The 26,113-nt window shown below is 66.3% G+C and carries 28 protein-coding genes and 2 pseudogenes; 18 read left to right on the top strand and 12 right to left on the bottom strand.

Annotated elements, in window-relative coordinates:
* Positions 1-105 precede the first annotated feature (105 nt).
* Complete coding sequence (locus AC3WLE_RS14945; RefSeq protein ID WP_492321506.1) at positions 106-1,146, top strand: Rieske 2Fe-2S domain-containing protein; 1,041 nt, start codon at positions 106-108, stop codon at positions 1,144-1,146.
* 71 nt (positions 1,147-1,217) lie between these two features.
* On the opposite strand, the gene AC3WLE_RS14940 is transcribed toward AC3WLE_RS14945, so the two are convergent.
* The 4 genes from AC3WLE_RS14940 to AC3WLE_RS14925 form a co-directional block, all read right to left on the bottom strand.
* Positions 1,218-1,658 (bottom strand): CBS domain-containing protein, encoded by a 441-nt coding sequence (locus AC3WLE_RS14940; protein ID WP_492321507.1) that lies wholly within the window; start codon positions 1,656-1,658, stop codon positions 1,218-1,220.
* 170 nt (positions 1,659-1,828) lie between these two features.
* Positions 1,829-3,238, bottom strand: a complete 1,410-nt coding sequence (dbpA, locus tag AC3WLE_RS14935; RefSeq protein WP_010811426.1) for an ATP-dependent RNA helicase DbpA — start codon at positions 3,236-3,238, stop codon at positions 1,829-1,831.
* A gap of 33 nt (positions 3,239-3,271) precedes the next feature.
* Positions 3,272-4,177: a DUF72 domain-containing protein gene (locus AC3WLE_RS14930; RefSeq protein ID WP_492357389.1), complete on the bottom strand. Its 906-nt coding sequence runs from the start codon at positions 4,175-4,177 to the stop codon at positions 3,272-3,274.
* 141 nt (positions 4,178-4,318) lie between these two features.
* The gene (locus AC3WLE_RS14925) at positions 4,319-5,521 is read right to left on the bottom strand and encodes a DUF4382 domain-containing protein (protein ID WP_492353269.1); all 1,203 of its coding nucleotides are present in this window, start codon (positions 5,519-5,521) and stop codon (positions 4,319-4,321) included.
* A gap of 514 nt (positions 5,522-6,035) precedes the next feature.
* On the opposite strand from AC3WLE_RS14925, the pseudogene AC3WLE_RS14920 reads away from it, so the two are divergent.
* A pseudogene (locus AC3WLE_RS14920) lies at positions 6,036-6,611 on the top strand (methyl-accepting chemotaxis protein); the annotation flags it as partial.
* Positions 6,612-6,722: 111 nt separating this feature from the next.
* On the opposite strand, the gene AC3WLE_RS14915 reads toward AC3WLE_RS14920, so the two are convergent.
* Positions 6,723-7,157 carry a helix-turn-helix domain-containing protein gene (locus tag AC3WLE_RS14915; RefSeq protein ID WP_492321510.1) on the bottom strand — a complete coding sequence of 145 codons (435 nt, stop codon included), beginning with the start codon at positions 7,155-7,157 and terminating at the stop codon, positions 6,723-6,725.
* A gap of 74 nt (positions 7,158-7,231) precedes the next feature.
* Here AC3WLE_RS14915 and AC3WLE_RS14910 point away from each other — a divergent pair, with 74 nt between their 5' ends.
* The 3 genes from AC3WLE_RS14910 to AC3WLE_RS14900 all read left to right on the top strand — a co-directional run bounded on the left by AC3WLE_RS14910 (position 7,232) and on the right by AC3WLE_RS14900 (position 9,717).
* On the top strand, positions 7,232-8,122 hold the full coding sequence (locus AC3WLE_RS14910) for a class I SAM-dependent methyltransferase (RefSeq protein ID WP_492357388.1): 891 nt from the start codon (positions 7,232-7,234) through the stop codon (positions 8,120-8,122).
* The gene (locus AC3WLE_RS14905; RefSeq protein ID WP_492357387.1) at positions 8,115-8,618 is read left to right on the top strand and encodes a DUF2938 domain-containing protein; all 504 of its coding nucleotides are present in this window, start codon (positions 8,115-8,117) and stop codon (positions 8,616-8,618) included. Before AC3WLE_RS14910 ends, AC3WLE_RS14905 begins: the two co-directional genes overlap by 8 nt.
* Before the next feature lie 226 nt (positions 8,619-8,844).
* Positions 8,845-9,717: a hypothetical protein gene (locus AC3WLE_RS14900; protein WP_492357386.1), complete on the top strand. Its 873-nt coding sequence runs from the start codon at positions 8,845-8,847 to the stop codon at positions 9,715-9,717.
* A 2-nt stretch (positions 9,718-9,719) separates the two neighbouring features.
* Here the strand turns inward: AC3WLE_RS14900 and AC3WLE_RS14895 are convergent, their stop codons facing one another.
* Together AC3WLE_RS14895 and AC3WLE_RS14890 are read right to left on the bottom strand one after the other, a co-directional pair.
* Entirely contained in the window at positions 9,720-10,238 is a 519-nt protein-coding gene (locus tag AC3WLE_RS14895; protein ID WP_492321514.1) for a lecithin retinol acyltransferase family protein, read from the bottom strand.
* 284 nt (positions 10,239-10,522) lie between these two features.
* Positions 10,523-10,846: a nucleotide pyrophosphohydrolase gene (locus AC3WLE_RS14890; RefSeq protein WP_010811417.1), complete on the bottom strand. Its 324-nt coding sequence runs from the start codon at positions 10,844-10,846 to the stop codon at positions 10,523-10,525.
* Between the two features lie 146 nt (positions 10,847-10,992).
* Here AC3WLE_RS14890 and AC3WLE_RS14885 point away from each other — a divergent pair, with 146 nt between their 5' ends.
* The 11 genes from AC3WLE_RS14885 (at position 10,993) to AC3WLE_RS14835 (ending at position 20,388) form a co-directional block, all read left to right on the top strand.
* Complete coding sequence (locus tag AC3WLE_RS14885; RefSeq protein ID WP_492353371.1) at positions 10,993-11,652, top strand: methyltransferase family protein; 660 nt, start codon at positions 10,993-10,995, stop codon at positions 11,650-11,652.
* Positions 11,653-11,786: 134 nt separating this feature from the next.
* A complete protein-coding gene (locus tag AC3WLE_RS14880) occupies positions 11,787-12,581 on the top strand; it encodes an IclR family transcriptional regulator (RefSeq protein WP_492357385.1) in 795 nt (264 codons plus the stop codon).
* An 80-nt stretch (positions 12,582-12,661) separates the two neighbouring features.
* Entirely contained in the window at positions 12,662-13,417 is a 756-nt protein-coding gene (locus tag AC3WLE_RS14875; RefSeq protein WP_492321517.1) for a transporter substrate-binding domain-containing protein, read from the top strand.
* A gap of 18 nt (positions 13,418-13,435) precedes the next feature.
* On the top strand, positions 13,436-14,104 hold the full coding sequence (locus tag AC3WLE_RS14870; RefSeq protein WP_492321518.1) for an amino acid ABC transporter permease: 669 nt from the start codon (positions 13,436-13,438) through the stop codon (positions 14,102-14,104).
* Positions 14,101-14,862 (top strand): amino acid ABC transporter ATP-binding protein, encoded by a 762-nt coding sequence (locus AC3WLE_RS14865; RefSeq protein ID WP_492321519.1) that lies wholly within the window; start codon positions 14,101-14,103, stop codon positions 14,860-14,862. Before AC3WLE_RS14870 ends, AC3WLE_RS14865 begins: the two co-directional genes overlap by 4 nt.
* 2 nt (positions 14,863-14,864) lie before the next feature.
* A complete protein-coding gene (hutG, locus tag AC3WLE_RS14860; protein ID WP_492357384.1) occupies positions 14,865-15,809 on the top strand; it encodes a formimidoylglutamase in 945 nt (314 codons plus the stop codon).
* Between the two features lie 188 nt (positions 15,810-15,997).
* On the top strand, positions 15,998-17,392 hold the full coding sequence (locus AC3WLE_RS14855) for a saccharopine dehydrogenase NADP-binding domain-containing protein (protein WP_492357383.1): 1,395 nt from the start codon (positions 15,998-16,000) through the stop codon (positions 17,390-17,392).
* Positions 17,392-18,567 (top strand): glutathionylspermidine synthase family protein, encoded by a 1,176-nt coding sequence (locus tag AC3WLE_RS14850; protein ID WP_492353368.1) that lies wholly within the window; start codon positions 17,392-17,394, stop codon positions 18,565-18,567. The genes AC3WLE_RS14855 and AC3WLE_RS14850 overlap by 1 nt, the downstream gene beginning before the upstream one ends.
* Positions 18,568-18,573: 6 nt before the next feature.
* Positions 18,574-19,299, top strand: coding sequence for a hypothetical protein (locus AC3WLE_RS14845; protein ID WP_492353367.1), 726 nt, complete (start codon positions 18,574-18,576; stop codon positions 19,297-19,299).
* A gap of 62 nt (positions 19,300-19,361) precedes the next feature.
* Positions 19,362-19,760 (top strand): DUF350 domain-containing protein, encoded by a 399-nt coding sequence (locus tag AC3WLE_RS14840; RefSeq protein WP_010811407.1) that lies wholly within the window; start codon positions 19,362-19,364, stop codon positions 19,758-19,760.
* A gap of 43 nt (positions 19,761-19,803) precedes the next feature.
* The gene (locus AC3WLE_RS14835) at positions 19,804-20,388 is read left to right on the top strand and encodes a GNAT family N-acetyltransferase (protein ID WP_492340221.1); all 585 of its coding nucleotides are present in this window, start codon (positions 19,804-19,806) and stop codon (positions 20,386-20,388) included.
* Here AC3WLE_RS14835 and AC3WLE_RS14830 read toward each other — a convergent pair.
* The 4 genes and pseudogenes from AC3WLE_RS14830 to AC3WLE_RS14815 form a co-directional block, all read right to left on the bottom strand.
* A pseudogene (locus tag AC3WLE_RS14830) lies at positions 20,369-20,574 on the bottom strand (transposase); the annotation flags it as partial. The gene AC3WLE_RS14835 and the pseudogene AC3WLE_RS14830 overlap by 20 nt on opposite strands.
* Positions 20,575-20,700: 126 nt before the next feature.
* Positions 20,701-21,552: a TauD/TfdA dioxygenase family protein gene (locus tag AC3WLE_RS14825; protein ID WP_492353255.1), complete on the bottom strand. Its 852-nt coding sequence runs from the start codon at positions 21,550-21,552 to the stop codon at positions 20,701-20,703.
* Positions 21,553-21,612: 60 nt separating this feature from the next.
* Positions 21,613-22,488, bottom strand: a complete 876-nt coding sequence (locus AC3WLE_RS14820) for a TauD/TfdA dioxygenase family protein (RefSeq protein ID WP_492321526.1) — start codon at positions 22,486-22,488, stop codon at positions 21,613-21,615.
* Between the two features lie 44 nt (positions 22,489-22,532).
* Positions 22,533-23,510: a Bug family tripartite tricarboxylate transporter substrate binding protein gene (locus tag AC3WLE_RS14815; protein WP_492321527.1), complete on the bottom strand. Its 978-nt coding sequence runs from the start codon at positions 23,508-23,510 to the stop codon at positions 22,533-22,535.
* Positions 23,511-23,607: 97 nt separating this feature from the next.
* Between AC3WLE_RS14815 and AC3WLE_RS14810 the strand changes: the two genes are divergently transcribed.
* Positions 23,608-24,255, top strand: a complete 648-nt coding sequence (locus AC3WLE_RS14810) for an IclR family transcriptional regulator (protein ID WP_035823737.1) — start codon at positions 23,608-23,610, stop codon at positions 24,253-24,255.
* Between the two features lie 196 nt (positions 24,256-24,451).
* Here the strand turns inward: AC3WLE_RS14810 and AC3WLE_RS14805 are convergent, their stop codons facing one another.
* On the bottom strand, positions 24,452-25,234 hold the full coding sequence (locus AC3WLE_RS14805) for a GntR family transcriptional regulator (RefSeq protein ID WP_492356896.1): 783 nt from the start codon (positions 25,232-25,234) through the stop codon (positions 24,452-24,454).
* Positions 25,235-25,330: 96 nt separating this feature from the next.
* Between AC3WLE_RS14805 and AC3WLE_RS14800 the strand changes: the two genes are divergently transcribed.
* Positions 25,331-26,113, top strand: a complete 783-nt coding sequence (locus AC3WLE_RS14800; protein ID WP_492356895.1) for an SDR family oxidoreductase — start codon at positions 25,331-25,333, stop codon at positions 26,111-26,113.

Raw genomic sequence — 26,113 nt, 5'->3', positions numbered from 1 at the left:
AATATCGCGCTCGTGACCCAGATATCTGGCACGTCACTTGCGTGGCAAGGATCAGGCACGATGCGATGCAAGATCACATCGCCACTACGAAGGTAAGATTTCGTCATGACCGAGACCCCACGACACGAAGCAGGTCAGGCCGCCGATGCGGCCGGGCCCGAACTGGGCCAGTGGCACCCCGTGCTGGCCATCGAACAGGCCGATGGCGACGGCCCTTTTGCCGCCCGGCTCTTTGGCCGCGCGCTGGTGCTGTGGCGCAATGTCGACGGCTGGCACGCCTGGAACGATCGCTGCCCGCACCGCGGCGCCGCTTTCACGCTGGGCGCCGTGCGCGATGGCCTGCTGCATTGCGGCTATCACGGCTGGCGCTTTGCCTCGGGCGGCCGCTGCACGCGCTATCCCGCCCACCCGGAACTGGTGCCCGCGCCGCGCGCCTGCGCCACCACGCACGCGGTGCGCGAGGGCTACGGGCTGTTATGGGTACGCCTTGGCGGCGACGGCACCGAGGCCGTGCCCGAACTGCCGTCCTTCCCCGAGTACCACGACGCCGAATGCCGCCACGTGGTCTGCGGCCCCTACGACGTTGCCACCTCGGCGCCACGGTTGGTGGAGAACTTCCTCGACATGGCGCACTTCGGCTATGTCCATGACGGCTACCTGGGTGACCCGGCGCACACCGAAGTGCCGCCCTATGAAGTGAAAGCCATCGGCGATGCGCGCAAGCCCGACGCGCTGCGCACCATCGGCTGCCGCGCCTGGCAGCCGCGCGCGCACGCCAGCGCCGCCGGCGGAGCCATGGTCGAGTATGAATACCGCGTGGTTGCGCCCTACGCCGCGATCCTGACCAAGGTGCCCGACCTCGGCGACAACCATCGCGGCGCCATCGCGCTGTTTATCGGCCCGCGGGACGAGGAATCGAGCCGCGTGTGGTTCGTGATGTCACTGGTGACGGACGATGACGACGCCAGCCTGCGCGAATTCCAGGACACCATCTTCCTGCAGGACAAGCCGATCGTGGAATCGCAGCAGCCGCGCCGCCTGCCGTTGCGCACCGGGGTGGAGGTGCCCCAGCCGGCGGACAAGCTGGCAGGCGCGTACCGCCGCTACCTGGCGGCGCATGGGGTGAGGTTCGGCACGCTGGGCTAGCCGGCGGGCGCGCGCGGGAGAGTGGACGGGGCGGGCGCATGCAATGCGACCAGCCCCCGAACACGACAGGCCTAGCGCCCGCCCCCGGTGATGTAATGCTCCAGCTGCTCGATGATGAACTGCTGCTCGGAGATGATGTCCTTGACCAGGTCGCCGATCGACAGCATGCCGATCAGCTCGTCGCCTTCCATCACTGGCAGGTGGCGCAGCCGGTGCCGGGTCATCAATGCCATGCATTCGTCGGTGGTCTGGCTGGCGCCGACGTAGATCACTGCATTGGTCATGATGTCGCGAACCAGCGTCTCGCGCGAGGTGCGCGACATCAGGATCACCTTGCGCGCATAGTCGCGCTCGCTCAGGATCCCCAGGATCTCGCCATGCTCGATCACCAGCAGCGCGCCGATGCCTTTCTCCGCCATCAGTTGCAGCGCGGCGTAGACGGTCGCCGTGGGCGGGATGCTGTAAATGGCCTGACTCGGCTTGGACTCCAGAACCTGGCGTGCGGTTTTCATCACCAACTCCTTTTCCGTCGACAATGCAATGCGGCTGGCGGTGCCTGCTTAGGTGCCAATGGCATCAGAGTAGCAAAGTAACGCGCGCCGTTACAGGGTGACTTACGCGAATCTTTGTAAGCAATGTTGTGACGCGCTCATGGCAGGCGTGGGTCAAGGCAGTCCTGACCTCACTCCGTCAGCATCCGCACCTTCACCTTCTTGCCCTTGACCTTGCCGGCATTGAGCCGCTTCACCGCCTCGCGCCCGATGCTGCGCTCCACCGCGATATAGGTAGACATCTCCAGCACATTGATCTTGCCGATCTGCTCCTTGGTGAAGCCCGCCTCGCCGGTGAGCGCCCCCAGGATGTCGCCGGGGCGGATCTTCTCCTTGCGGCCGCCCAGCATCTGCAAGGTCACCATCGGCGGCAGCAGGCGTTCATTGCTGGCGGGCCTCAGGTCGGCCAGCGGCTGCCATTCGAATTCGCCGCCGTGGTGCTGTTCCAGGTTGCCCACGCGGCCCATCTCGTCCATGCTGACCAGGCTGAAGGCCCAGCCTTCCTGGTCGGCGCGGCCGGTGCGGCCGATGCGGTGCACGTGGACTTCAGGATCGGGCGTGATCTCGACATTGATCACTGCCTCGAGCTGCGCGATATCCAGCCCGCGCGCGGCGACGTCGGTGGCCACCAGCACCGAGCAGCTGCGGTTGGCAAACTGCACCAGCACCTGGTCGCGCTCGCGCTGCTCCAGCTCGCCGTGCAGCGCCAGCGCCTGGTAGCCCTGCGCGCGCAGCAGCTCCACCAGCTCGCGGCAGCGCGCCTTGGTATTGCAGAAGGCCAGCGTGCTGACCGGGCGGAAGTGATCCAGCAGGCGCCCCACCGTGTTCAGGCGCTCGCCTTCCTCGACCTCATAGAAGCGCTGGCGGATGGTGGTGTTGTCGTGCGTAGCCTCCAGCTTGACCGACTGCGGGTTGCGCAGGAAACGGTGGCTGAGCTTGTCGATGCCGGGCGGATAGGTGGCCGAGAACAGCAGCGTCTGCCGGTCCTTCGGGCAGCGGCTGGCCACATAGGCGATGTCGTCGAAGAAGCCCATGTCGAGCATGCGGTCGGCCTCGTCCAGCACCAGCGTGTTGATGCCGGACAGGTCCAGGCTGCCGCGGTCGATGTGATCCAGGATGCGGCCGGGCGTGCCCACCACGATATGTGCGCCATGGATCAGGCTGTCGACCTGCGGCCGCATCGGCGAGCCGCCGCACAGCGTCAGCACCTTGATGTTCTCTTCGGCGCGCGCCAGGCGGCGGATTTCCTGCGTGACCTGGTCGGCCAGCTCGCGCGTGGGGCACAGCACCATCGCCTGCACGTCGAAGCGGCGCGGATCGAGCCGGTGCAGCAGCGCCAGCCCGAAGGCGGCGGTCTTGCCGCTGCCGGTCTTGGCCTGCGCCACCAGGTCCTGGCCCGCCAATGTGATCGGCAGGCTGGCCGCCTGGATCGGCGTCATTTCGTCATAGCCAAGCTGCGCCAGCGTGGCGAGCATGGTGGGCGACAGCGGCAGGTTGGAAAAAGCGGTGCCGGCTTGCGGCTGGGCGGGGGTCGAGTTCATGCGCGATTATAGCGATCCAGGGATGTCGATCCGTCAGTCATCGGCCGGCGGCGCCCAGTCCAGCCGCTCCAGCAGCGCCTGCGCCGCGGCCGGCGCGCGTTCCTTGGCGCCGTTGATAAAGAAGACAAAGACTTCGCGCTTGCGCGCGGCGGACTTGCGGTCTTCCACCGTCGGCAGGTCGTCCGGCTGGTGGCCCTGCGCCCACGTGCGCACCCGTGCAGCCCACGCATCCAGGTCCCTGGGCGCGTAGCCGGCCTTCAGCTTCGCGCTGCTGGCCATCAGCCGTGCATAGACAAAGTCTGCCGTGAGATCCGCCATCGACGGAAACTTGGGCGAATCGGTAAAGACCGTGGCGGCCTTGTACTTGCGCGCGAGCTTGAGGTAGTCCGGCGACTGGAAGCTATCGTGCCGCACCTCCAGCACGTGGCGCAGCTTCACGCCTTCCACCGAATCCGGCAGCAGCTGCAGGAAGGCCTCGAAGTCCTCGGCATCGAACTGCTTGGTGGGCGCGAACTGCCACACCACCGGACCCAGCTTGCGGCCAAGCTCGGCAATGCCGCTGTCGATGAAGCGTTCGATCGATTCGCCGGACTCGGCCAGCACGCGCCGGTTGGTGGCAAAGCGCGAGGCCTTCACCGCGAACACAAAATCATCCGGCGTCTCGTCGCGCCATTTGGCGAACGAGGTGCGCTTCTGCGTGCCGTGGTAAGTGCTGTTGATTTCGATCGCGCTGAGGTGGCGGCTGGCGTAGGCCAGCTCACGTGCCTGCGCCAGGCCGGCGGGATAGAAGTTGTCGCGCCACGGGGCGAAATTCCAGCCGCCGATGCCAACCCGCACCGGCTCGGCGGACGTGGCGGCTTTGCGTGGCCTGGCCTTGGGTGTGGCCTCTGAGGTTGCTGCAGTCCTGGATGCGGCCTTCGCCGCGGTGCGTGCTGCCATGGCGCGATCTCCCGAAACGCGAGACTGGCAGTCTAGCGGGAAACTGCGCCAGGCGGTGGCGGCGCAACCACGCCCCTGGCCAACAAAAAAAGCCGGAAGAGGGCCAGGCCCCCTTCCGGCTCCGGTCCCGGTCCCCCGGAATCAGAACGAGAAATTCACCAGGGCGTCGGCAGCGCTCACGTCCGCCGGCTGGGTCTGCACCGCACCCGTGGCGCTGGTGGCCTGCACGCTGTACTTGCCCGCGGCAGCGCCATCCGGCTGCAGCGGAATCGGCAGCGCGGCCTGGTAGGTGCCGATCACCGGAGCGGCCACCGGCAGCGCCGGTTCGGTGGCAAACATGCTGTAGGCGCCGGTATCGCTGGCGGCAGCCGTGGCCGCAATCTCGAAATTGCCGCCATTGACCAGTTGCAGCGCGCGCAGGGTCGCTTCCGCCGAAACCGGCGTGACCGAACCCGAAACCCGGCGATAGGTCGACGCCGGCAGCGACATCGGTGCGGCCGCGGTCGAGATCGCCGTGGGCGTGCCCACCACCACCGGCACGCCGCGCACGATGCCCGCCGCCTTGGCATTGGCAGAACCCGGCACCACCACCACGTCAACCGGGCCGGCCGTGCTGCTCTGCTCGATCGGCACCAGCTTGAAGTTGCCGTTGGCGTCCGCCACCGTCGACTTCACCACCACGCCGTTGCGCTCGGCATAGACGCGCGCGCCCGGTGCCCCGCTGACCACGCCGTTCACTTCACCGCTGACGGTCGTCGGGATCGCCGTCACCACCGGCTTCAGGCCGAAAGTGCCATTGCCGCGCGTGACCACCGACTTGCACGCGTCAAAGTCCAGCACCAGGTCGGTCAGCGTATCCTTTGCCACGGTGAACGGCCGGTTGATCTTGATGCCCGACTGCACCGCGCTGGGCGTATCCAGCGCCTGCTCAGTGCCGCCGATGGGCACTACCGAATTGGCCAGCGCACCGGCACCGCTGCCACGGTTGGCATCGAGCACCAGGCGCACCTGCTGGTAGTTGCCGGCAGGCAGCGCGGTCTGGCCCAGCACCGTCATCACGCCGTTGGTCAGCGACAGCAGATCGATCTTGCGCGCGGGCACGACGTCGATATCGACCCAGCCCCCGGCGCTCGTCTCGGCGCTGGCGCTGCTATGCACGCGCACCTTGTTGACGGTCACGAAGACATTGTTGAAGCCACAGGCCGGCGCATCGGTCATCGAGACCTTGAGCGTGCCCTGCCCGCCGCCATCATCGCCGCCACCACCACCGCAGGCGGCCAGCGCCAGGGCACCGCTCAGGGCAAGCACGCGCAGCGGCGCGGAAGTCAAAGAAAGGAATGACACGGTAGGCTCTCCGTTTGGGTTATTTGTGAGTTGATCGGAGGATATGTTGCCGATCGCATAACGGCTGTAAATCTTTGTAATACGTTGTGAAAAAGTCGTTAGCTTGTCTGCATGACGGATCAGCAACGCTTGACGACAGGCGTAACTTGCCCAAGCCGCCGTCGGATGCGCTGCGGCAAGCGTTCTGCTGCGGCAGCTGTCATAGTCATGAACGCCCCCATCGACATCACTGCTGCAGTGCAACGCCGCTTGTATTGCAATGCATTCGATCTGGCGTTTTATCCCGCCGAAATCCGCTCCACTCGCTCCTGCGTGTGTTCGCGTTACGAATGCAGATCCGCCAGCGCGCATTCCCGGGACGCGCAAGCGCACTATCCTGCACCAACTTGGCGCGTTGTGTCGTCAACCTGATCGCATTCGACCGGCTTTCGCCTGCCTGTCGCGCTGGACAAGGCCGAGGCCACCGCCGGCATGCGCTCAGTGCTGATCGCATCGGTAATCGCACTGGTACTGTGAATCCGTCACCGCTGCCTCGCGCGTAGCCGCCGACGGCGGCGTCGTGATCGGCGAAGTCATCACCACCATGGGCCAGATCGAGAACGCCTCGGTCAGGGTCTCCGACATCATCGGCGTGATCGAAGGCATCGCCTTCCAGACCAACATCCTGGCGCTCAATGCCGCGGTGGAAGCCGCCCGCGCCGGCGACCAGGGCCGCGGCTTCGCGGTCGTGGCGGGCGAAGTGCGCGCCCTGGCGCAACGCAGCGCGCAGGCAGCCAAGGAAATCAAGACCCTGATCGAATCCACCGTGGGCAGCGTCAGTTCCGGCTCCGGCCAGGTCCGCCGCGCCGGCCACACCATGAGCGAGATCGTCAGCAACGTCTCCAGGGTGACCTGCATTATTTCCGAGATCACTCACGCAGCCATGGAACAGACCCGCGGCATTCAAGAGGTGAATATGGCGGTGAGCCAGCTGGATCAGATGGTGCAGCAGAATGCGGCGCTGGTTGAGCAATCCACGGCTGCTGCGGCGGCGCTGCAGACGCAGGCCGGAAGCCTGGCGGGGGCGGTGGGGCAGTTCAGGTTAGGGTGAGGCCGGCCCCATCCTTAAAGCTAATCTCCGCAAATTCCGCGGAGAATGGTCCCGCCAAACTCCGCAGAGCCCGAAAAAGGGCCATTCGAAACGCTTGTTCAGCGCGGAGCGTCAGTGCGTTGGGAGCCCGTGGGCATGCTTCCTCCCGCCAATCGCCCCCGACGCCGCCGCCCGCAGGATCCGCTGGAACGTCGGGCACTCCATATGGCTTGGCGCCGGACAAACCGCCGCATGCCGCAGTCCGTCGCGCATCGCAGTCAGCTTGCGGATGGTCCGGTCCAGCTCATCCGCCTTGGCCGCCAGCACCTGCCGGTCGATGTTCGGCTGGCCCTGTGGCGAGAACATCTGCGCGATGTCATCCAGCGAGAAACCGGCGGCACGCCCCAGCGCGATCAGCGCCAGCCGCTCCAGCACGCCGGCATCGAACATGCGCCGCATCCCGCGCCGGCCGATGGACGCGATCAGCCCCTTTTCCTCGTAGTACCGCAGCGTCGAGGCCGGCACGCCAGCCTGCCGGGCCACTTCCGCAATATCGAGACTTGTCACCGCTTGACCTCAAGTCGACTTGAACTGGCACAGTGTAGCTTCCATGCCAGGACGGCGTGCAAGGGGATACAACCATGGGTGAGCAACAGCAGACCAGCAGCAACGGCGGCGACCAGGCCGCCCTGTGGAACGGCCCGTCCGGCCATGCCTGGGTCGCGGAGCAGGCGGTGCTCGACGACATGTTCCGGCCGCTGGAAGGCCTGCTTGTCGATACGGTCGGCAAGACTTCCGCGCAGCATGTGCTCGATGTCGGCTGCGGCACCGGCAGCACTACGATCGCGCTGGCGCGTAGGCTCGGCGCGCAGGGCAGATGCACCGGCATCGATATTTCCGAGCCGATGCTCGCCGCTGCACGGGCACGCGCGCAGCACGGCGGCTCGACCGCCAGCTTTATTCGCGCCGACGCGCAGGACTATGCCTTCGCGCCAGCAAGCTTCGACAGCATCGTGTCGCGCCTGGGCGTGATGTTCTTCAGCGAGCCGGTGCGGGCCTTTGCCAACCTGCGCCGGGCCGCAACACCGGATGCCACGCTCCACTGCATCGCCTGGCGCAGCGCCGCGGAGAATCCGTTCATGACCACCGCCGAGCGAGCGGCCGCACCGCTGCTGTCCAACCTGCCGCGGCGGCAGCCGGGGGCGCCGGGGCAGTTCGCCTTCGGCGACCGCCAGCGCGTGCATGCCATCCTGGAAGAGGGCGGCTGGACCGGGATCGATGTCGAGGCGATCGACTTCGCCTGCACGCTGCCGGAGCCTGCGCTGGTGGACTACCTGTCCCGCCTGGGTCCCGTCGGACTGGCCCTGCGCGAGGCCGATGCAAGCACACGCGCCAGCGTCGTCGCAACCGTTCGCGCAGCATTCGAGCCTTACGTTCATCGCGCAACTGTGCGCTACACCGCTGCCTGCTGGATGATCACCGCCCGCGCTGCGGCTTCATCACTGACCGCCGGCGAGACTGCCCATGCCTGATACATCGGTGGCGCTCATGTTCAATGCAATCGTGATCGGCACCGGAGCAACGCTGGTGATGGACACCTGGGCCATCCTGCGCAAGCGGCTGCTGGGCGTGCCTGCACTGGACTATGGATTAGTTGGCCGCTGGCTCGCGTGGCTGCCGCGAGGGCGCCTTTGCCACCATCCCATCGCTGCATCGCCACCAGTGCCCGGCGAGCGCGCGATCGGCTGGATCGCGCATTACCTGACCGGCATCGTGTTCGCGGCCATCCTGCTGGGGCTATGGGGACTCGACTGGGCGCGTCATCCGACGCTGGCACCCGCGTTGATCGTCGGCATCGGCAGTGTGGCGGCACCGTTCCTGCTGATGCAGCCGGCGATGGGTGCCGGCATCGCCGCGAGCCGCACGCCGCGGCCAAACGTGGCACGGGTGCATAGCCTGGTGACGCATGCGGTGTTCGGGCTGGGGCTCTATGTGGCAGGTTGGGTCGTGAGCCTGGTAGTGATCTGAAAAGCGGGCACAGCGGCAGGCTGCCGTTGTCAGATCCAAGGTAGAGGAGAAATTTCCGCGGCTCTCCGGATTTATGGCCTCAGCCAGGCATCCGAGACCGCGCCCAAAAGTTTGCCGCCCGCTTCTGTGGGCTATCGAACCGTAGATTGCTGGCGCCGCTCCAGAATAGAAGTCCATCGGCGCCCGCTTCAGCGCCGGACGATCCCCACCATCCACGGGCGACAGGATGACAAGGCTTCCGGGCCGTCTGGCCGCTTGCATCGCGTTCGGTCTTCTGCTGGCTGCCAGTGCGCAGGCGTCGGATATCGCCTGCAAGACCACGCTGCGTCCTTCGCGCTGCGACGATCCGCTCGCCGCCGGCACGTCCTGCCTGCATTCAGTGCCACACGCCGGCGACCTGATCTGCGATCACGCCATGCTCCAGCGCGAACACGAGCGCATCCATGCGGACCAGCAGCGCCGGCTGCGCGCCGGCGCGATCCAAGGGAGCGACATCGCCGCCTGGCGGGAGCGCCGGGATGCCTGCACGTCGGTGGCATGCCTGGACCGGGTCTTTGCCAGCTGGCGCCGGCATCCAGCCAGGAAACCGCCGCGGGCTGCCGCGCCGCAACCAACGCCGCCGGCGGCGCGGGCGCGGGAGGCGTCGAGGAACAAGCAGGCTGCGGTCAGGGTCGAGGCCTCGCGGCCAGCGGTCGCGCCACCTCCAGCGACGCTAGCGACGCCAGCGACTCAACCGGCAGCGGAGCCGCTCCCCGCTCCACCACCGTCAGAGCCATTGGCAGAAGCGGGGATTCAGGCGCCCCCTGTGGTGATCCAAAGAGCCTCCGGCCCGACGCTCCAGCAAGCCTCCATTCGTCCGATCCCGGCGCCGCAACCACGCGGCTGGGCATCGCTGGGAACGCTGGCGTGGCTGGGCATGTGCGGCGCGGGCATCGCCTGCTGGTCCCGGCGTACGCGAGGCGAGTGGCTGCCGGGGGTCACCCGCCTGCGCGAGCGGACTCGGGATGCCCCGCCCATCGTGCTGTTGGTGAGCGGACTGCTCGCTTTGAACGGGGTGCTGCTGTTGTGCGTCCTGACGGGGAGCCGGCCATTGTCGTGAGCTCACGCCGTCGCGCCGTCCCACGCAGGCGCGGCCGCAGTCTTGCACCAGCAAAGCAGCATGCTCGCTGCCAGGCGCAGGCCGCTGAGTGGATGCATCAGGCAATGCCGCACCTGCCCGCTGCGGCTTTCGCCGTACAGGCACCACATGCAGAAGTGCTCGCAGTTGTTGGTCAGCAGGCGGTAGCAGTCCTCGCCCAACCGTGAGCGGGCGCGGCCGACGGATTCAGCGGCACTGTACCGCGCCATCGGCGTGCCCAACACCGTGATGCCATGGCCGGCAGCAAAGGCGGCCAGGCTCAGTTCTTCCACCGGGCCGCGCTGCTGCCGGTGGCAATAGCCAGCGTAGTGCACCACCATGCCACGCCCGACGTAGATGCCGTGGTGTGCATAGCCATGCCGCGGCGTGACCAGGTGTGCGCCGAGGGGCGGCTCTGCATCGGCGGCGAGGCGCGATGCCAGGACGTGCGGGCTGTGGGTGGCCTGCGCCGTTGTCTTCGTCGTTTCACCGAGGGATGCCATCACCGTCTCCGTTGCAGGCCTCTGTCGGGCCATGCCCTATGACTGCATGGGGCGTGCCAGTGACGGGTGAGGTGGGCACCTAGTGGTGTGGGCGTTGCATGAAGGGGGGCGAAGCGAGGGATGCGAGATACGGCACGATGCCGAGCGGCCGCGCATCGCAGAAACAGGGCTCGGCCGGTTTGATCAAATGATCAAATTCCGAGCACCGCCACGATCCATTGATCAAAGCATCAAGCCGCCGGCAAGGCATCGCTATGGCGGCGACACACCCTGCGCCGGGCGGCTCATTCCGGCAGCGGGTACTTCCTGGCGTTCATCTCCATCTTGGCGCGGATCGCCGCGTCCAGGTCCACGCCCAGCGCCGTCACCAGCTGCGCCAGGTAGATGGTGATATCGGCAAGCTCCTGCTCCACATGCTCGCGCTCGTCGGTGGACATGATGGCGCGCGATTCCGCGTCGGTCTGCCACTGGAAGATCTCGACCAGCTCGGACACCTCCACGCTCAGCGCCATCGCGAGGTTCTTGGGGCTGTGGTACTTGCCCCAGTTACGGGCCTTGCCGAAGTCTTGGGCGGCTTGCTGGAGGTTCTTGATGTCGATCAGGGGCATGATGGTGTGACAAAAGCGGTTCACAGCGCGCCGGCAATGCGCCGGCGCAAGACGCAGATTTAATCACGACCCGGCCGCCCTCGACACCCGGGCCGCCTGAGGCTTACCCTTCGCTTGTGCATCCACCGCCGCAACGGAGGTTCCCCATGCGCCCGACTCCCGGTCTGGCAATTGCCACTCTCGCCGGCACGCTCGCCTACCTGGCCATCGCCATTGCAGGCTGGGGTGGCATCGCCCCCTTCTTCGCGCACCCAGCGCGCGTGGCCCTGACCCTGGTCCTGTTCGCCCTGTCCATCGCCGCACTGTTCTCCGGCGGCAATATCAGCAGCGGCATGCGCGAGGACCGCGGCAACCGCTGGGTGCTGGCAGTGTTTGGCGTGCTGGGGCTGCTGGCGGCGTACCTGCCGCCCTTTACCGACCGCATCGGCTTCTGGACGCTCGATGGCGATACCATGCGCTGGATCGGCGTGGCGCTGTTTGCCGGCGGCGGCGTGCTGCGGCTGTGGCCGGTGTTTGTGCTGGGGCGGCGCTTCAGCGGGCTGGTGGCGATCCAGCCGGGGCACACGCTGGTGACCACCGGCATCTATGGCGTGATCCGGCATCCGAGCTACCTCGGCTTCCTGGTCAGTTCGCTGGGATGGGTACTGGCATTCCGCTCCGGCGTGGGCGTGGTGCTGACGCTGCTGATGGTGCCGGTGCTGCTGGCGCGCATCCGGGCGGAAGAAGCGCTGCTGCGCGACCAGTTTGGCGACGAGTACGCGTCGTACTGCGACCGGACCTGGCGCATGCTGCCGGGCATCTACTGAGCGCGGCGCAGCGGCGCCCCGCGCACTTGGCGGATCAAATCGCCAGTCACCAAGGGTTATCCCTAGTCATTCATTCCCATTTTCCGGGACTCTCTGTTTTGATTTCTGGGAATCAGGTCCTATTCTTGGGCCCTATGTTGAATGCCGTCGACAACCCCACCACCGTGAAGCCCGCGACCTCCGCGCCTGCCGAACCCGCCCAGCCCGCGGGCGGTGCCGATCGCGTGCTGTTCGTGCTGGCGGCGCTGGCGCAACACGGCGCGCCGATCACGGTGCGCGAGCTGGTTGCCAAGACGGGCCTGCCCAAGAGCACGCTCTACCGGCAGCTGATGCTGCTCAAGCGCTGGGGCTTCGTGCTGGAGTCCGACGGCGAATACGCGCCGGGCCCGATCAGCCTGCAACTGGCGCTTGGCTTTGACATGGCCTCGCATCTGGCGCGCGAAGCCCTGCCCGACATGCAGCTGCTGGCGCAGCAGTCCGATGAAAGCGTGGGCCTGGTCGTCGCCGTCAAGGATCACGTGGTGTGCCTGGAGATGGTGGAGAGCCGCCAGTCGCTGCGCTGCTCGTTCGAGAAGGGCCGCGGCGTGCCGCTGCGCGCCGGTGCATCGGCCAAATCGCTGCTGGCGTTCATGCGCGACGAAGCGCGCGAGCGCCTGGTCCGGGCCCAGTGCGAGCCAGGCGAAGCCGAACGGCTGCTGGCCGAGCTGGGCGCCATTCGCGAGACCGGCTACGCCGTCAGCGAGGGCGAGGTGGATCCGGGCGTGTGGGGCGTGAGCGCGCCGCTGTTCTCGCGGCGCAGCAAGGCCGATGCGCTGGGCTCCATCACGCTGATGGTGCCGGCCACGCGGCGGCAAGGGCGCGAGACCGCGCTGATCGACATGACCGTGGCAGCGGCGATGCGGATTTCCGCGCGGCTGCAGTCTTACTGAATACCAAGCAATTCGTTACCGCCGCCGTCGGCAAATCCATGCGACGGCAGATCCCTCGTTCCCGAGAATAGGAGACTTCCATGAACCTTCGTCGCAAATGCCTGATGGCCGGCCTGGCAACTCTGACCGCCCTGACCCTCGGCACCGCCGCGCACGCGCAGGACAATGCCGTGCTGCGCGTGGCCACCGACGCCACCTTCCCGCCGATGGAATTTATCGAGAACGGCAAGCGCACCGGCTTTGACGTGGAGCTGGTGGAGGCCATGGCCAAGACCATGGGCAAGCGGGTCGAATGGACCGACATCGACTTCAAGGGCCTGATCCCGGGGCTGGTCTCGCGCCGCTTCGACATGGCAGTGTCCGGCATCTACATCACCCCCGAGCGCCGCAAGGTGGTGGACTTCACCGAGCCGTACTACGTCGGCGGCCTGGTGGCGCTGGTCAAGAGCGGCAACACCACCGTCCACGCCCCGACCGACCTGAACGGCAAGAAGGTCAGCGTGCAGGTGGGCACCAAGTCAGTCAGCTTCCTGCGTGACACGTATCCGCAGGTGCAGCGCGTGGAAGTCGAGAAGAACCAGGAAATGTTCAACCTGGTCGAGATCGGCCGCGCCGATGCCGCCGTGACCGGCAAGCCGGCCGCGATGCAGTACGTCAAGACCCGCGGCGGCCTGCGCATGGTGGAGCAGCAACTGACCACCGAGGAATACGGCATGGCCGTGCGCAAGGACACGCCCGAGCTGACCCGCGCCCTCAATGCGGCACTCGCCAAGGTGAAGGCCGATGGCACCTACGCCAAGCTGACCCAGAAATGGTTCGGCACGGCCGCCAAGTAAGCCGCGCGGATCATCATCATGGAATTGGATTTTTCTCCTGTCTTTGCCGGCTGGCATGACATCGTCCACGGCGCCGTCATCACCGTGGAGGTGACGGCCTGCGCGCTGGTGCTGGGCTGCGTCATGGGCCTGCTGGTCGGCATCGGCCGGCTGGACCCGAAGCGCCGCTTCATCTTCGGCATCTGCACCGCCTACGTGACCTTCATCCGCGGCACGCCGCTGCTGGTGCAGCTGTTCCTGCTGTTCTTCGGGCTGCCGCAGTTCAACATCCTGCTGCCGGCCTTTGTGTGCGGCGTGATCGGGCTGGGCATCTATTCCGGCGCCTATGTGTCGGAGATCGTCCGCGGCGCGATCCAGTCCGTGGACAAGGGCCAGATGGAAGCCGCGCGCTCGATCGGCATGTCGTCCGGCCAGGCCATGCGCGCGGTGATCCTGCCGCAGGCCATCGTGCGCATGATTCCGCCGCTGGGCAACGAATTCATCGCCCTCATCAAGAACTCGGCGCTGGTGTCGCTGCTGACCATTGCCGACCTGATGCATGAGGGCCAGAAGATCATCAGCGTGTCGTACCGGTCGCTGGAAGTCTATCTGGCGATCGCGCTGGTTTATCTGATCCTGACGAGCGCGGCCGGGCTGATCCTGCGGCGCGCCGAACAACGGCTGCGCATGGGAGGCATGGTGCAATGAGCGATTCCGCAATCATCCGGATCCGGAACCTGGGCAAATCGTTCGGCGGCCATACCGTCTTGCGCGGCATCGACTTCGATGTGGAGCCGTCGCAGGTCGTGGTCGTGATCGGCCCCAGCGGCTCGGGCAAGAGCACCTTCCTGCGCTGCTGCAACGGCCTGGAACAACCCGAGGCCGGCACCATCGACATCGTCGGCAAGCGCCTGGTGACCGACGGCCAGCTGATCGGCGAGCACGAGCTGAACCAGCTGCGCACCGAAGTGGGCATGGTGTTCCAGTCGTTCAACCTGTTCCCGCACCTGTCGGTGCTGCACAACGTCACGGTGGGTCCCCGCATGCTGCGCGGCGCCTCGCGCGAGGAAGCCGAGCGCAAGGCGACGGGCCTGCTTGAGAAGGTTGGCCTTGCGCACAAGGCCCACGCCATGCCCGCCAGCCTGTCCGGCGGCCAGAAGCAGCGCGTGGCCATTGCCCGCGCACTGGCCATGGAGCCGCGCGTAATGCTGTTCGACGAGCCGACCTCCGCGCTGGACCCCGAGCTGGTGGGCGAAGTGCTGCAGGTGATGAAGGTGCTGGCCGCCGAAGGCATGACCATGGTCGTGGTCACCCATGAAATGGGCTTCGCCCGCGAAGTGGCCGATGTGGTGGTGGTCATGGATGGCGGCGGCATCATCGAGGCCGGGCCGCCGTCGGTCATCTTCTCGGCGCCGACGCAGGAACGCACGCGCGGCTTCCTGCAGGCCGTGCTGACGCGGGCGTGACGATGGCTGTGACCCAGAACCTCTGGCAGGGCCGTGTCGACGACGGCGAGCGTGGCGACACCACGCGCCTGTTCCGCATCGTGCATGCGCTGGAAGCAGCGGACGTGACGCCGCTCGACGGCGCGCCGGTGCTGCTCGGTTTCAATTGCGACGCCGGCGTGCTGCGCAACCAGGGCCGTCCCGGCGCCGCGCACGGCCCCGACGCCATCCGCCAGACGCTGGCCAACGTGCCGGCGCACGGGCTGCCCGCGCTATACGACGCCGGCAATGTCAGCTGTGACGACGGCGACCTGGAATCAGCCCAGCTGGCGCTGGCGGGCGCCGTGCGCGACGTGCTGGCGCGCGGCGGGCTGCCGCTGGTGCTCGGCGGCGGCCATGAAGTGGCCTGGGGCACGTGGCAAGGCCTGCGCGCGCACCTGGATGCGCAGGACGATGGCGGGCGCGTGCTCATCATCAATATCGACGCCCACTTCGACCTGCGCACCAGCCGGCCCGCCAGCTCCGGCACGCCGTTCGACCAGATCGCCAACGCCTGCGCCGAGCGCGGGCAGCCGTTCGACTATGTCTGCCTCGGCGTCAGCCGCCTCAGCAACACGCCGGCGCTGTTCAGCCGCGCCGATGCGCTGGGCGTCTGCTACGTCGAAGACGTGGACATGCAGGAGCGCCACCTGGCATCGCGTCTCGCGGAACTGGCGGCGCGCATCGATGCCACGGACCACGTGTACCTGACCATCGACCTCGACGCACTGCCCGCGGCCGTGATGCCGGGCGTGTCGGCACCCGCCGCCTATGGCGTGCCCTTGCCGGTGGTGGAGGAAGTGGCCATGCTTGCGCGCCGCAGCGGCAAGCTGCGCGTGGCCGACCTGGCCGAGTACAACCCGCAGTACGACCGCGACCACCAGGGCGCGCGCGTGGCGGCGCGGCTGGCCTGGCGCCTGTTCGGCTGACAGGCAGGTCACGCCCCCAAGCCGCGCGGCGGTTGGCACCAGCCGCGCCCGGCTATAGTATTGCCCTTCGCTACATTTAGCGATTCCGATCAGAATTGATAAAGCGAGGCGAGGGCAGTCCTGCGCCGGCGTGGCCGTCTTGCCGCGCCCCAGGCCGCCCATCGCCGGTTACGGGCGGAAGGGTCTGCGTGATCGAACAAATCGTTATCGTCGGCTTTGGCTGCATCGGCCAGGCCGTGCTGCCGCTGCTGGAACGAACCTGGCCGCGGGCAGCGATTACCGTGGTGGACCGCGTGCTCGACGCCGCGCGCCAGCAACTGGCCGCCCGCCACGGGCTGGATGCCATCGAAGCCACCATCACGGCCGGCAACTTTGAAGCGATGCTGGGCCCGCTGCTGCGGCCTGGCACTTTCCTGCTGAACCTGGCGCCGTCCGTCTGCAGCCGCGACCTGATCGCGCTGGCGCAGGCACGCGGCACGTTCTATGTCGATGCCGGCATCGAGCCGTGGGACTATGAGGCCGACCCGCAGGCCTCGCACCTGAGCAACTACGCGCTGCGCCACGAGATGCTGGCCTTCGCCCGCGGCCGTGAGACGCAGCCGACCGCGCTGGTGGCGCACGGCGCCAACCCTGGGCTGGTCTCGGTGCTGGTCAAGGCCGCGCTGATGGAACTGGCCGGCAATATCGGCTTGAATCAGCCCGAGCCCCACGACCGCGCCGGCTGGGCTGCCCTAGCGCGGGCACTGGACGTGCGCGTGATCCAGGTCGCCGAGTACGACAGCCAGCAAGCCCCCGGCTATCCGCGCGACGGCGAGTTCGCCAACACCTGGTCGGCCGAAGGCTTTATCACCGAATGCCTGCAGGACGCCGAACTCGGCTGGGGCAGCCATGAGCCCGCGCTGCCGCCCGATGGCTATCGCCACGGCTACGGCAGCGGCGCGGCCATCGCACTGGATCGGCCAGGGCACCGCACGCGCGTGCGGTCATGGTCGCCGGTGCACGGCCCGTTCGATGCGTACCTGATCACGCACAACGAATCGATCTCGATCGCCGAATACCTGACCGACCAGCCTGCCGGCCAGCCGCTGTACCGCCCCACCGTCTACTACGCCTACCGCCCGACATCCGCCACGCAGACCTCGATGCAATGGCTCGACGACCGCGCCGCCCCGCGCATGCGCGGCGAACGCATCCTGCGCGACGAGATCCAGTGCGGCGAGGACGAACTCGGCGTGCTGCTAATGAGCAGCCGCCATGGCGCGGTCTGGTACGGGTCGCGCCTCTCCACCCAACGCGCGCGCTCGCTGGCGCCGTACAACACCGCCACCAGCCTGCAGGTAGCATCGAGCCTGATCGCCGCCATGCAGTGGATGCTGGCCAACCCGGCGCGCGGCGTGGTGGAATCCGATGCGCTCGACTTCCGCCCCGTGCTGGCCGATGCCGCGCACTGGTGGGCACCGCTCAGCGTACAGTTCACCGACTGGCTGCCGCGGCCCGGCGCCAGCGCGCTCGCCTTTACCGACTTCCTGCTGGACGACGCCATGGCCCAGCCCGATCCCTCTCTTCTGACACTCGCCTGCTGATGCAACGCATCCCCCAGACCCCGCGCCGCAACTGGCCGCGCGAACTTGAGAAGGTCGGCTTCCACTTCCATTCGCTGGATGAGTTCAACGTCCCGCGTGAAGTCGATGACAACACCTTCTTCTACTGGCGCGAAGATGCGGCCTACGCCTTCAGCAAGCAGGAGATCGAAACGCTTTATGCCGCCGCGTACGACCTGAACCAGCGCTGCCTGGAAGCCGTGCAGCACGTGATCGACCACGACCTGTTCGCACGCCTGGCAATCGACAAGGACTTCGCGCAACTGATCCGCACCTCCTGGGACCGCGACGAGCCCACGCTGTTCGGCCGCTTCGACATGACGCTGGACCAGCACGGCGCGCCCAAGCTGTATGAGTTCAACGCCGACACCCCGACCTCGCTGATCGAATCCGCCGTCGCGCAGTGGTACTGGAAAGACACCGTGCAGCCCCAGGCCGACCAGTTCAACAGCCTGCACGACGCGCTGGTGGCGCGCTGGCAATGGCTGCGCAAGCACTACCGCAACGCCAGCCTGCTGCACCTTGCGTGCATGTTCGACAGCCAGGAAGACATCTGCAACACCGAGTACCTGATGGACACCGCGCTGCAGGCCGGCTGGTCCGTCAAGCTGGTCGACCTGCAAGACATCGGCACCGACGGCCGCGGCAAGTTCTATGACGCCGACAACGTGCCGATGGAAGTCGTCTTCAAGCTCTATCCGTGGGAATGGATGGCCACCTCCGACTACCGCGACCAGCTGCCACACAGCCCCGTGCGCTGGGTCGAGCCGCCGTGGAAGGCCGTGCTGTCCAACAAGGCCATCCTGCCGATCCTGTGGGAGCTCTTTCCCGGCCATCCCAACCTGCTGGAAGCCAGCTTCGACCCCAGCCACTTCGCCGGTCAGCCGCACGCCAAAAAGCCCTTCCTGTCACGCGAAGGCGAGAGCGTGACCCTGGCCACCCCGGAAGGCGGCCACGTCCACAACCCCGGCGAATACGGCGCCGAAGGCTTCATCTACCAGGCCTATTCCCCGGCGCGGCGCTTTGACGGCCGCTACACCACGCTGGGCGTATGGATTGTCGACGACGTGCCCAGCGGCCTGTGCGTGCGCGAGGAATCCGGGCCCATCGCCAAGAACACCAGTTTCTTCGTTCCACACTACTTCATGAACGAGTAAGGACCGATGGCAAAGAAGAACAACAACGGTCGCAAGCCGTCGAAGTACGGCAGCCCGTACCAGCCCAAGCCAAAGGGATCGCCCAGGTCCGCGTGGCAGCCGCAGCCCTATGCGGGCGAGCAGAAACGCAGTTCGCCCACGCTGTGGATCATCGGCGCCTGCGCCGTGGTGGCCGGCGTGGCGGCACTCGGCTCCTGCAGCGACGACGCCGACGACGATCCCGGCGTGACCGTGCGCCGCGCCAGCTACGCCACGCTGGAAGACTGCGAAGCCGACTGGAACACCCCCAACGACTGCGAAAGCGTGCCGGTCGACGACCCCAGCACGATCTACAGCTCCAGCCTGAACGCATCCGCCAGCGACACCGCCACCGGCGGCTCCGGCACCAGCCACGGCAGCAGCCTGTACTACGCGCGCTGGTACGGCCCGTACTACACCTCCAGCGGCACCGTCTACCACCCCAACGGCACCCAGACCCAGCGGGACATGTCCGCCGGCCCGCTGCGCCCGATGAACGTCTACGACAGCACCGGCACGCGCACGCAATCCTTCACCAACGCCACCCCGCACGCCGCGATGGTGGAAGAAGCCACCGTACGCCGCAGCTCGCTCAGCGGCGGACGCTCCATGGGCCTGTCCATGCGCGCCGCGGCGGTATCGCGCGCGCCGGTGGTATCGCGCGGCGGCTTCACCAGCCGCTTCGGCAGCTCCGGACGCTCCGGCGGCGGATGAGTGCCGCCTGCCGATCGCCATGTCGTATTTACATCCCTGACAACTGACAACGAGTCCAACCTATGGTCAATGCCATGCACCCGGCGCTTGCCTACCTGATCTATATCGTCACCAGCTTTGCGATGCTGGGGCTGTTCCTGCTGGTTTATACGCGGGTGACGCCGCATCGGGAATTCCAGCTGATCCGCGAGGGCAATGTTGCTGCGGCGTTGTCGCTGGGCGGTGCGGTGCTGGGGTTCTCGCTGACGTTGTCGTCGAGCATTCAGCACAACGCTACGTTTGGGATGTTTTTGTTGTGGGCGTTTGGGGCGTTTGCGGTGCAGGTGTTGGCTTATCTGGTGGTGGCGCGGGCCTTGGGGGGTGTTGGTGAGGCAATTTCCAGTGATAACCGGGGGGTTGGGGCGGTGATGGGGGTGATTTCGCTGGCGGTGGGGGTGGTTAATGCGGCTTGTTTGACTTGAGGTGATCTTGGGCCGAGGATCGCGAGGTTCCATTAGCAACCACATGACCAGACCAATGCCCGATCGCCCGCATCAGGAAGACCTGACCATCCGACTTGCCACCCAAGCCGATGCGGCTGCGATTTCGGCGGTTCATGCGCTTTGCTGGCATCAAGCATATGGCGAGCTGCTTCCCAAAGATATGCTTGCGAATGTGACAGCGGAAAGCCGGCTGCCAGCCAGGTATCGCATTCTCGCGGACCCATCGGTAGCCTGTTTCGTCGCGACCAGTGAGGCTGAAGTCGTCGGCTTTTCCGATTGCGGACCATGTCGCGAAGCAGAGCAGGAATGTCGGGGAGAGGTCTACGCCCTCTACGTACTGCAGGCGTTTCATGACAAGCGTGTCGGACTGAGGCTTCTGTCGTGCTGCGCGTCAGCCTTGTTGAGGCGAGGTTCCAGTTCGATGCGCCTGTGGTCACTCGAGGAAAATGCACGGGCGCGCAAGTTCTACGAACGTGCCGGCGGACGACTGCTAGACCGGCGCGTCTCGACCCGGGGCTCAGTGGTACTGACTGAAGTGGAATATCACTGGGACCTCATTGGCATGAAGCGGCTCGCAGCGCTCAAGTGGCATTTGTTGTGTAAATGATCTTGCGGATCGCCGGCGGAAAGGCAAAGAGCGGGATCACCTGATCCCAGACGCGACGTTAGGACGCGGCGATCGGGGAGTAGTCCTTACCCCTTTGTCTTGGTCGAAGGCCTCCAGCTCGGCCAGCGCAGCCTCCGCACTGGGGGCCGCATACACGGGCTTGTGCGCCGCCGCCACGGCGCGGCGCCCCTAGCCGCCGGGCGCCTGGCGCCCGGCTGGGAGCCGGGATACCGGCTGGCTTCGCCGCACCCGGACTGAGGCAAGTCATACAGTCGCCGTCATCCCGTCGGCCCCCAACGTCCGCCCGGAGCGTCAGCCGGCGCGATCGCCGCGCTCCTCCACAGTAATCCGATGCAACAGGCGATCGTACCCATCATAGCCACCAGTCGCCGCATGGTTCACGCAGCGGTTATCCCAAACGACAAGCATCCCCTGCGACCACCGATGGCGATACACAAACTCCGGCCTGGCCTGGTGTTCAAACAGCGCACGCAGGATCGGCGCCGCCTCCTCATCGCTCATGCCATCGATGCCGATCGTATAACCCATGCTGACGAACAACGCAGTGCGCCCGGTTTCGGGATGCTTGCGCGCAATGGGATGTAGCTGCGTTGCCAGCGCACTATCCGAATAGCGGATAACCATCGAGCGCCCCTTGTCCTTCTCACCATACGCGCCCTGCCGCGAATAGCCGCGCCGCGCGGAATGGACCCCTTGCCTTCCGGCCACCAGTGATTTCAGTTCCTCCGGCAGCGCGTCCCAGGCGGCGTACTGGTCGGCGAACAGCGTGTCACCACCCACTGGCGGAATGACATTGCCGTATAGCACCGTAGCCGCCGGTGGCTGCGCCAGGAAGCTCCAGTCCGAGTGCCAGGACTCGGCAAAGATCGGCGTGCGCTCGTTGGCATCGCGCCGAACTTGCGCGACATGGGGATGGCCAGGGATGGCGGTGAAATAGGGATCGCTGCCGAGCGGGCCGATCGTTGACGCGAAGCGTTCGATGTCCTCGATGGCCAGGTCCTGGTCGGTGAAGGCAAGGACCTTGTGCTCAAGCCAGTGCCGGCGAATTTCTGCGACTTGCGCATCGGTCAGTGCCTGCTTCAGGTCCAGGCCCCTGACCAGCGCACCGCAGGGGGCCTCCTGCGGCAAAACTTGCATTGCCATGGCGTCTCCTTGATGTGCGTAAGGGAGCGAGTGGGGCGCACCAGGCGAACAGCGGCGCGCTCAGGCTGCCACGCCGACCGGGCGGTCGCCGGCGATGGTTGTGCGATGCAGCTCGCGGTCAAAGCCGTCATAGTCGTTCATCGCCAGATGCTGCGTGCAGCGGTTGTCCCACACGGCCAGCGCGCCGCGGGTCCAGCGGAAGCGGCAGGTGAATTCGGGGCGGGCGGCGTGGGCGTAGAGGTATTGCAGCAGCGGCGCGCTTTCTTCTTCGGTCATGCCCTCGAAGCGCATGGTGTAGGTGCTGTTGACGTACAGCGCCTTCCTGCCCGTGGCGGGATGCACGCGCACCACCGGATGGAGGACCTCGCTGTTGGCGCGGTCGTCGGTACGCACGTCCATCTTGTGGGCGGGGTCGCCGTTGTTGACCACGGCGCCCCTGGCGCCATAGGAACGCACGGGGCTATGCACCGCGCGCAACTTGTCGATCACCAGCTTTAGCCCATCGGAAAGCGCGTCGTACGCGTGATACATGCTGGCCCACATGGTGTCGCCACCGTAGGGCGGAATCACGCGCGCATACAAGGCAGACCCCAGCGGCGGGATTTCTGCATAGCTCATGTCCGTGTGCCAGGCACCGCCGAAGTTGCGTTTGGTTTGCTCTGCCTTGCCCTTCATCACCGGCAGGATTTCAGCGTGGCCTTCCAGCGCGCGGACGAACGGCACTTCCAGCAAATCGCCGAAGCGGGCGCTGAACGCCTTGTGCTGGTCCGGCGTCAACTGCTGGTCGCGAAAGAAGATGACCTGATGGTTGTGCAGCGCCGAGCGGATCTCTGCGAACGTCTCGTCCGGCACCGGCTGGGACAGGTCTACCCCACTGATCTCCGCACCGAGGGCGCCCGCGATGGGCTGGACATCGATGAAACGGTATTGCGACATGGCTTGCGTTCTCCTTGCTTAAAGCGTGTTAGCGACTGCGTGGGTTACTGGACGGTGATGTGGGCGCTGCGCACCAGCGCGCGCCACTTCTGCGTTTCCGCGTCGATAAAGACACCGAACGCCTCCGGCCCGGCGCCGGAGATGACGCCGCCCATCTCATCGATCTTCTTGCGGACGTCGGGCATCTTCAGCACCGCTTCCAGCTCTGAATCCAGCCGGGCAACGATGGGCTTGGGCGTTGCTGCGGGCACCAGCACGCCGAACCAGCCTGCAATCTCATAGCCGCGCAGGCCGGCTTCCGCCATGGTGGGCACATCAGGCAGCAGCGGCGAACGCTGGGCCCCGGTGATGGCCAGCGCGCGCAGCTTGCCGGACTTCACCAGCTGCAGCGCCGACGGCATGTTGTCGAACATCACCGGAACATGGCCCGCCACGGTGTCGTTCAGCCCCGGCGCGCTGCCTTTGTAGGGAACGTGGGTCATGCGCACGCCGGCGGTGCTGGCAAACAGCTCGCCCGCCAGGTGCAGCGAGGTGCCGGCGCCCGGCGTTGCATAGGTCAGCGGCGTAGCCTGGCGCTTGCCGTACTGGATCAGGTCCTTCACGGATTGCACCGGCAGTGCCGTATTCACGACCAGCAGGTTGGGCACCGCCATCAGCATGGTCACCGGCGCAAGATCCTTGCCCGGCTTGTACGGCAGGTCGGGATAGAGCGAGGGATTGATGGCGATGGGGCCGATATTGCCCATCACGATGGTGTAGCCATCGGCCGGCTGCTTGGTCACGTAGTCAGTGCCGACATTGCCGCCGGCGCCTGGCTTGTTCTCCACCACCACGGGTTGCGCGAGCCGTTCCCCCAGCTTCTGGCCGACGATGCGCGCCAGCATGTCGGTGGATCCACCGGGCGGGTAAGGGACAACCCATTTGATCGGCTTGCTCGGCCAGGCATCGCTGGCCCAGGCGGCAGACCCGGGCATGATTGCAGCCGCGCAGGCCAGCGCGGCACTGAGAATGGGGCGCTTCATGTTGTCTCCTGTGGTGGAGCAGCGAGAATGCTTGCCGCCCACGCTTTCTTGGTTTATATTGTTCATCCAGTGAACGTACATTACACGTAGTGAACGGATGAAGAGTAATAGATCAATCCTCAGGTGTCTAGCCATCCTGCAAGCGTTCCGCCAGAACGGCCGTCCGACCCTGGCCGAGCTGTCACGCGCGGTGGACTTGCCCCACCCCACGGTGCTGCGATTCCTGCTGACGCTGGAGGAAGAGGGCTACGTGGCGCGCGAGGCAAACCAGTGGCGGCTCACCACGCGCGTGTTCGAGATCGGATTTGCCGCGATGGAAAGCCTGGGCGTGACCGAGGCGGTGCAGGAGCACCTGCAGCAGCTGGCCGACGCCTATTCCGGCACGGCGAACCTGGGAGAGATAAACCCCGAAGGCGTCATCATCGTCGGACGCGCAATGGCCCCGGCCGAGCGGCGCCGGCTGGTGGTCATGAACTTGCGGGTAGGCAGCGTGCTGCCGCCAGGCAGCGCGCTGGCGATGGCCCTTGCCCTGCCGGTCGGCGAATGGAGCGAGCTGGAATATCCGGAAAGCAATCAGATGTCGATTGCCGTGCCGCTGCCTGCGGTGGGGTCCAGGCAGCTGTCGCTTGGGATCTCTACGTCAATGGGCGAGGCTACGCCTGCGCGGATCAGGGAGGAGATGGTGCCGGCGCTGCAGCGCGCTGCGGGGAATGTTAGCCGGATGATTGGGTTGGCGCCGGCTTGAGGGGCGGGAATGCAGGCATCGATCACGATGGCCTGAATGCATGACAGCTAACGGCTACCTCTGTACTACCACGGTCGGCGCTTCCCGGCCGACGCCACCGCGAACAGCAGCATCGAGGGGGGATGGCTCGCTTCCTAGCGGCATCGATTTCAGCCCCCATTCAATGCCTTGACCTTCTTCAAGTCTTCCGCGCTGATCAGCCCTTCACCCCCGCACGCCCCGCCTTCACAGCCCGCTTCACGGGCACCAGCGTGGCCGCCGCATCCTCGGCCCTCTCCGTGTTGACCAACACCCCCGCCGAGACAATATAGGCCGCCGCGCTCTCGATATCCCCGCGCAGCGCCGCACATGCCGCCGCGCTGTCATGCCTGCGCAGCGCTTCGATCAGATTGTCGTGATGCTTGACCGCGACGCGCTCTTCCACGCGGCGCGATCCGGAGCGAAGGTCGTGGTTAAGGATCGGGCCGATGCGCAACCACTGCGACTCGATCATCTGCAACAGGATCGGCATGCGCGCCGCCGCGTACACGGCAAAGTGAAAGGCCTGGTTCGCGGCGATGACATCCGCGCCGTCGGGATTGCGCTTCGACATCTCGTCGGCAAACCGGCGGTGCAGTGCCTGTACCTGCATCAGTTCCTCATCACTGATGCGCTCTGCCGCGGTCGCGGTGGCGAGCCCTTCCAGTTCGATCCGGATCTTGGTGATTTCCTCGAACTGGCTGACGCTCATCCTCGGTACCCGCAGGGCACGGTTTGGCGTGAGCTCAAGCGCCTGCTCGGCAACCAGGCGATGCACCGCTTCCCGCACCGGCATGACGCTGACGCCCAGTGCGGCAGCAATGTTGCGCAGGGAAATCTGCTCGCCCGGCATCATCTGGCCGCTGATCAGCAGGTCTCGCAGCTGCGTGTAGACGTCGCGGCTGAGGGTCTGGCGGACAAGGGGCGTCACAAGGTCATTCAGGGTCATGCCGCGAAGCATAGCACATAGGGTTATTCTCTATATTTGATCTGTGATCACAGTTTTAATCTTCGTCCGGAAGGCAGGCATCGGCCTGTTCCCAGGAGGATTGGAATCATGTGGAAGGATGAATCGCTCGCCGGCAAACGCGTGCTGGTGACCGCTGGCGCGGACGGAATTGGCCTGGAGATCACGCGGGCCTTGGTGGAGGCGGGCGCCCGCGTTGCGGTTTGCGACGTGGCTGGCGACAGCCTCGAACGTGTCTGTGCGGAGTTGCCCGGCGTGGTGGCAGTCAGGGCCGATGTGTCGAAGGAAAGCGACGTCGAGGCGCTGTTCCAGGCCGTGGATGGCGCCTTTGGCGGCCTGGATGTGCTGGTCAACAATGCCGGGGTTGCCGGCCCGACTGGCGGTATCGAAGCCCTGTCGCTGGCCGACTGGGAGCGCACGCTTGCCGTCAACATCACCGGCCAGTTCCTGTGCGCCCGCGCCGCGGTGCCGCGCCTGCGCCAAGGGCGCTCGCCGTCGATCGTCAACCTGTCTTCCGCTGCCGGGCATCTCGGCATGCCGGGCCGTTCCGCCTATTCCGCGTCGAAATGGGCCGTGGTGGGCTTTACCAAATCGCTGGCGCTTGAACTGGGCGCGGATGGCATCCGTGTGAACACGGTGCTGCCCGGTGCGGTCGACGGCCCGCGTATTCGGGCCGTCATTGCCGCGAAGGCCGGGTCGCTCGGCAAGCCGCTTGAGGAAGTCACGCGCAGCTACACGTCGCAGGCGGCACTGGGCCGCATGGTGACGATGCGCGACATCGCCAACATGGTGCGATTTCTCTGCAGCGACCAGGCGGCCAATGTGCACGGCCAGGAAATGGTCGTGGACGGCCTGACCCAGGCGCTCAGCTAG

It is taken from the genome of Cupriavidus sp. FW306-1B-F12B, from assembly GCF_058781795.1.
This window is presented reverse-complemented; position numbering and strand designations above follow the sequence as displayed.

Coding starts and splice junctions, on each gene's coding strand:
- AC3WLE_RS14945 (WP_492321506.1), top strand. CDS start 106: ATGACCGAGACCCCACGACACGAAGCAGGTCAGGCCGCCGATGCGGCC.
- AC3WLE_RS14940 (WP_492321507.1), bottom strand. CDS start 1,658: ATGAAAACCGCACGCCAGGTTCTGGAGTCCAAGCCGAGTCAGGCCATT.
- dbpA (WP_010811426.1), bottom strand. CDS start 3,238: ATGAACTCGACCCCCGCCCAGCCGCAAGCCGGCACCGCTTTTTCCAAC.
- AC3WLE_RS14930 (WP_492357389.1), bottom strand. CDS start 4,177: ATGGCAGCACGCACCGCGGCGAAGGCCGCATCCAGGACTGCAGCAACC.
- AC3WLE_RS14910 (WP_492357388.1), top strand. CDS start 7,232: ATGGGTGAGCAACAGCAGACCAGCAGCAACGGCGGCGACCAGGCCGCC.
- AC3WLE_RS14905 (WP_492357387.1), top strand. CDS start 8,115: ATGCCTGATACATCGGTGGCGCTCATGTTCAATGCAATCGTGATCGGC.
- AC3WLE_RS14900 (WP_492357386.1), top strand. CDS start 8,845: ATGACAAGGCTTCCGGGCCGTCTGGCCGCTTGCATCGCGTTCGGTCTT.
- AC3WLE_RS14895 (WP_492321514.1), bottom strand. CDS start 10,238: ATGGCATCCCTCGGTGAAACGACGAAGACAACGGCGCAGGCCACCCAC.
- AC3WLE_RS14890 (WP_010811417.1), bottom strand. CDS start 10,846: ATGCCCCTGATCGACATCAAGAACCTCCAGCAAGCCGCCCAAGACTTC.
- AC3WLE_RS14885 (WP_492353371.1), top strand. CDS start 10,993: ATGCGCCCGACTCCCGGTCTGGCAATTGCCACTCTCGCCGGCACGCTC.
- AC3WLE_RS14880 (WP_492357385.1), top strand. CDS start 11,787: ATGTTGAATGCCGTCGACAACCCCACCACCGTGAAGCCCGCGACCTCC.
- AC3WLE_RS14875 (WP_492321517.1), top strand. CDS start 12,662: ATGAACCTTCGTCGCAAATGCCTGATGGCCGGCCTGGCAACTCTGACC.
- AC3WLE_RS14870 (WP_492321518.1), top strand. CDS start 13,436: ATGGAATTGGATTTTTCTCCTGTCTTTGCCGGCTGGCATGACATCGTC.
- AC3WLE_RS14865 (WP_492321519.1), top strand. CDS start 14,101: ATGAGCGATTCCGCAATCATCCGGATCCGGAACCTGGGCAAATCGTTC.
- hutG (WP_492357384.1), top strand. CDS start 14,865: ATGGCTGTGACCCAGAACCTCTGGCAGGGCCGTGTCGACGACGGCGAG.
- AC3WLE_RS14850 (WP_492353368.1), top strand. CDS start 17,392: ATGCAACGCATCCCCCAGACCCCGCGCCGCAACTGGCCGCGCGAACTT.
- AC3WLE_RS14845 (WP_492353367.1), top strand. CDS start 18,574: ATGGCAAAGAAGAACAACAACGGTCGCAAGCCGTCGAAGTACGGCAGC.
- AC3WLE_RS14840 (WP_010811407.1), top strand. CDS start 19,362: ATGGTCAATGCCATGCACCCGGCGCTTGCCTACCTGATCTATATCGTC.
- AC3WLE_RS14835 (WP_492340221.1), top strand. CDS start 19,804: ATGACCAGACCAATGCCCGATCGCCCGCATCAGGAAGACCTGACCATC.
- AC3WLE_RS14825 (WP_492353255.1), bottom strand. CDS start 21,552: ATGGCAATGCAAGTTTTGCCGCAGGAGGCCCCCTGCGGTGCGCTGGTC.
- AC3WLE_RS14820 (WP_492321526.1), bottom strand. CDS start 22,488: ATGTCGCAATACCGTTTCATCGATGTCCAGCCCATCGCGGGCGCCCTC.
- AC3WLE_RS14815 (WP_492321527.1), bottom strand. CDS start 23,510: ATGAAGCGCCCCATTCTCAGTGCCGCGCTGGCCTGCGCGGCTGCAATC.
- AC3WLE_RS14810 (WP_035823737.1), top strand. CDS start 23,608: ATGAAGAGTAATAGATCAATCCTCAGGTGTCTAGCCATCCTGCAAGCG.
- AC3WLE_RS14805 (WP_492356896.1), bottom strand. CDS start 25,234: ATGCTTCGCGGCATGACCCTGAATGACCTTGTGACGCCCCTTGTCCGC.
- AC3WLE_RS14800 (WP_492356895.1), top strand. CDS start 25,331: ATGTGGAAGGATGAATCGCTCGCCGGCAAACGCGTGCTGGTGACCGCT.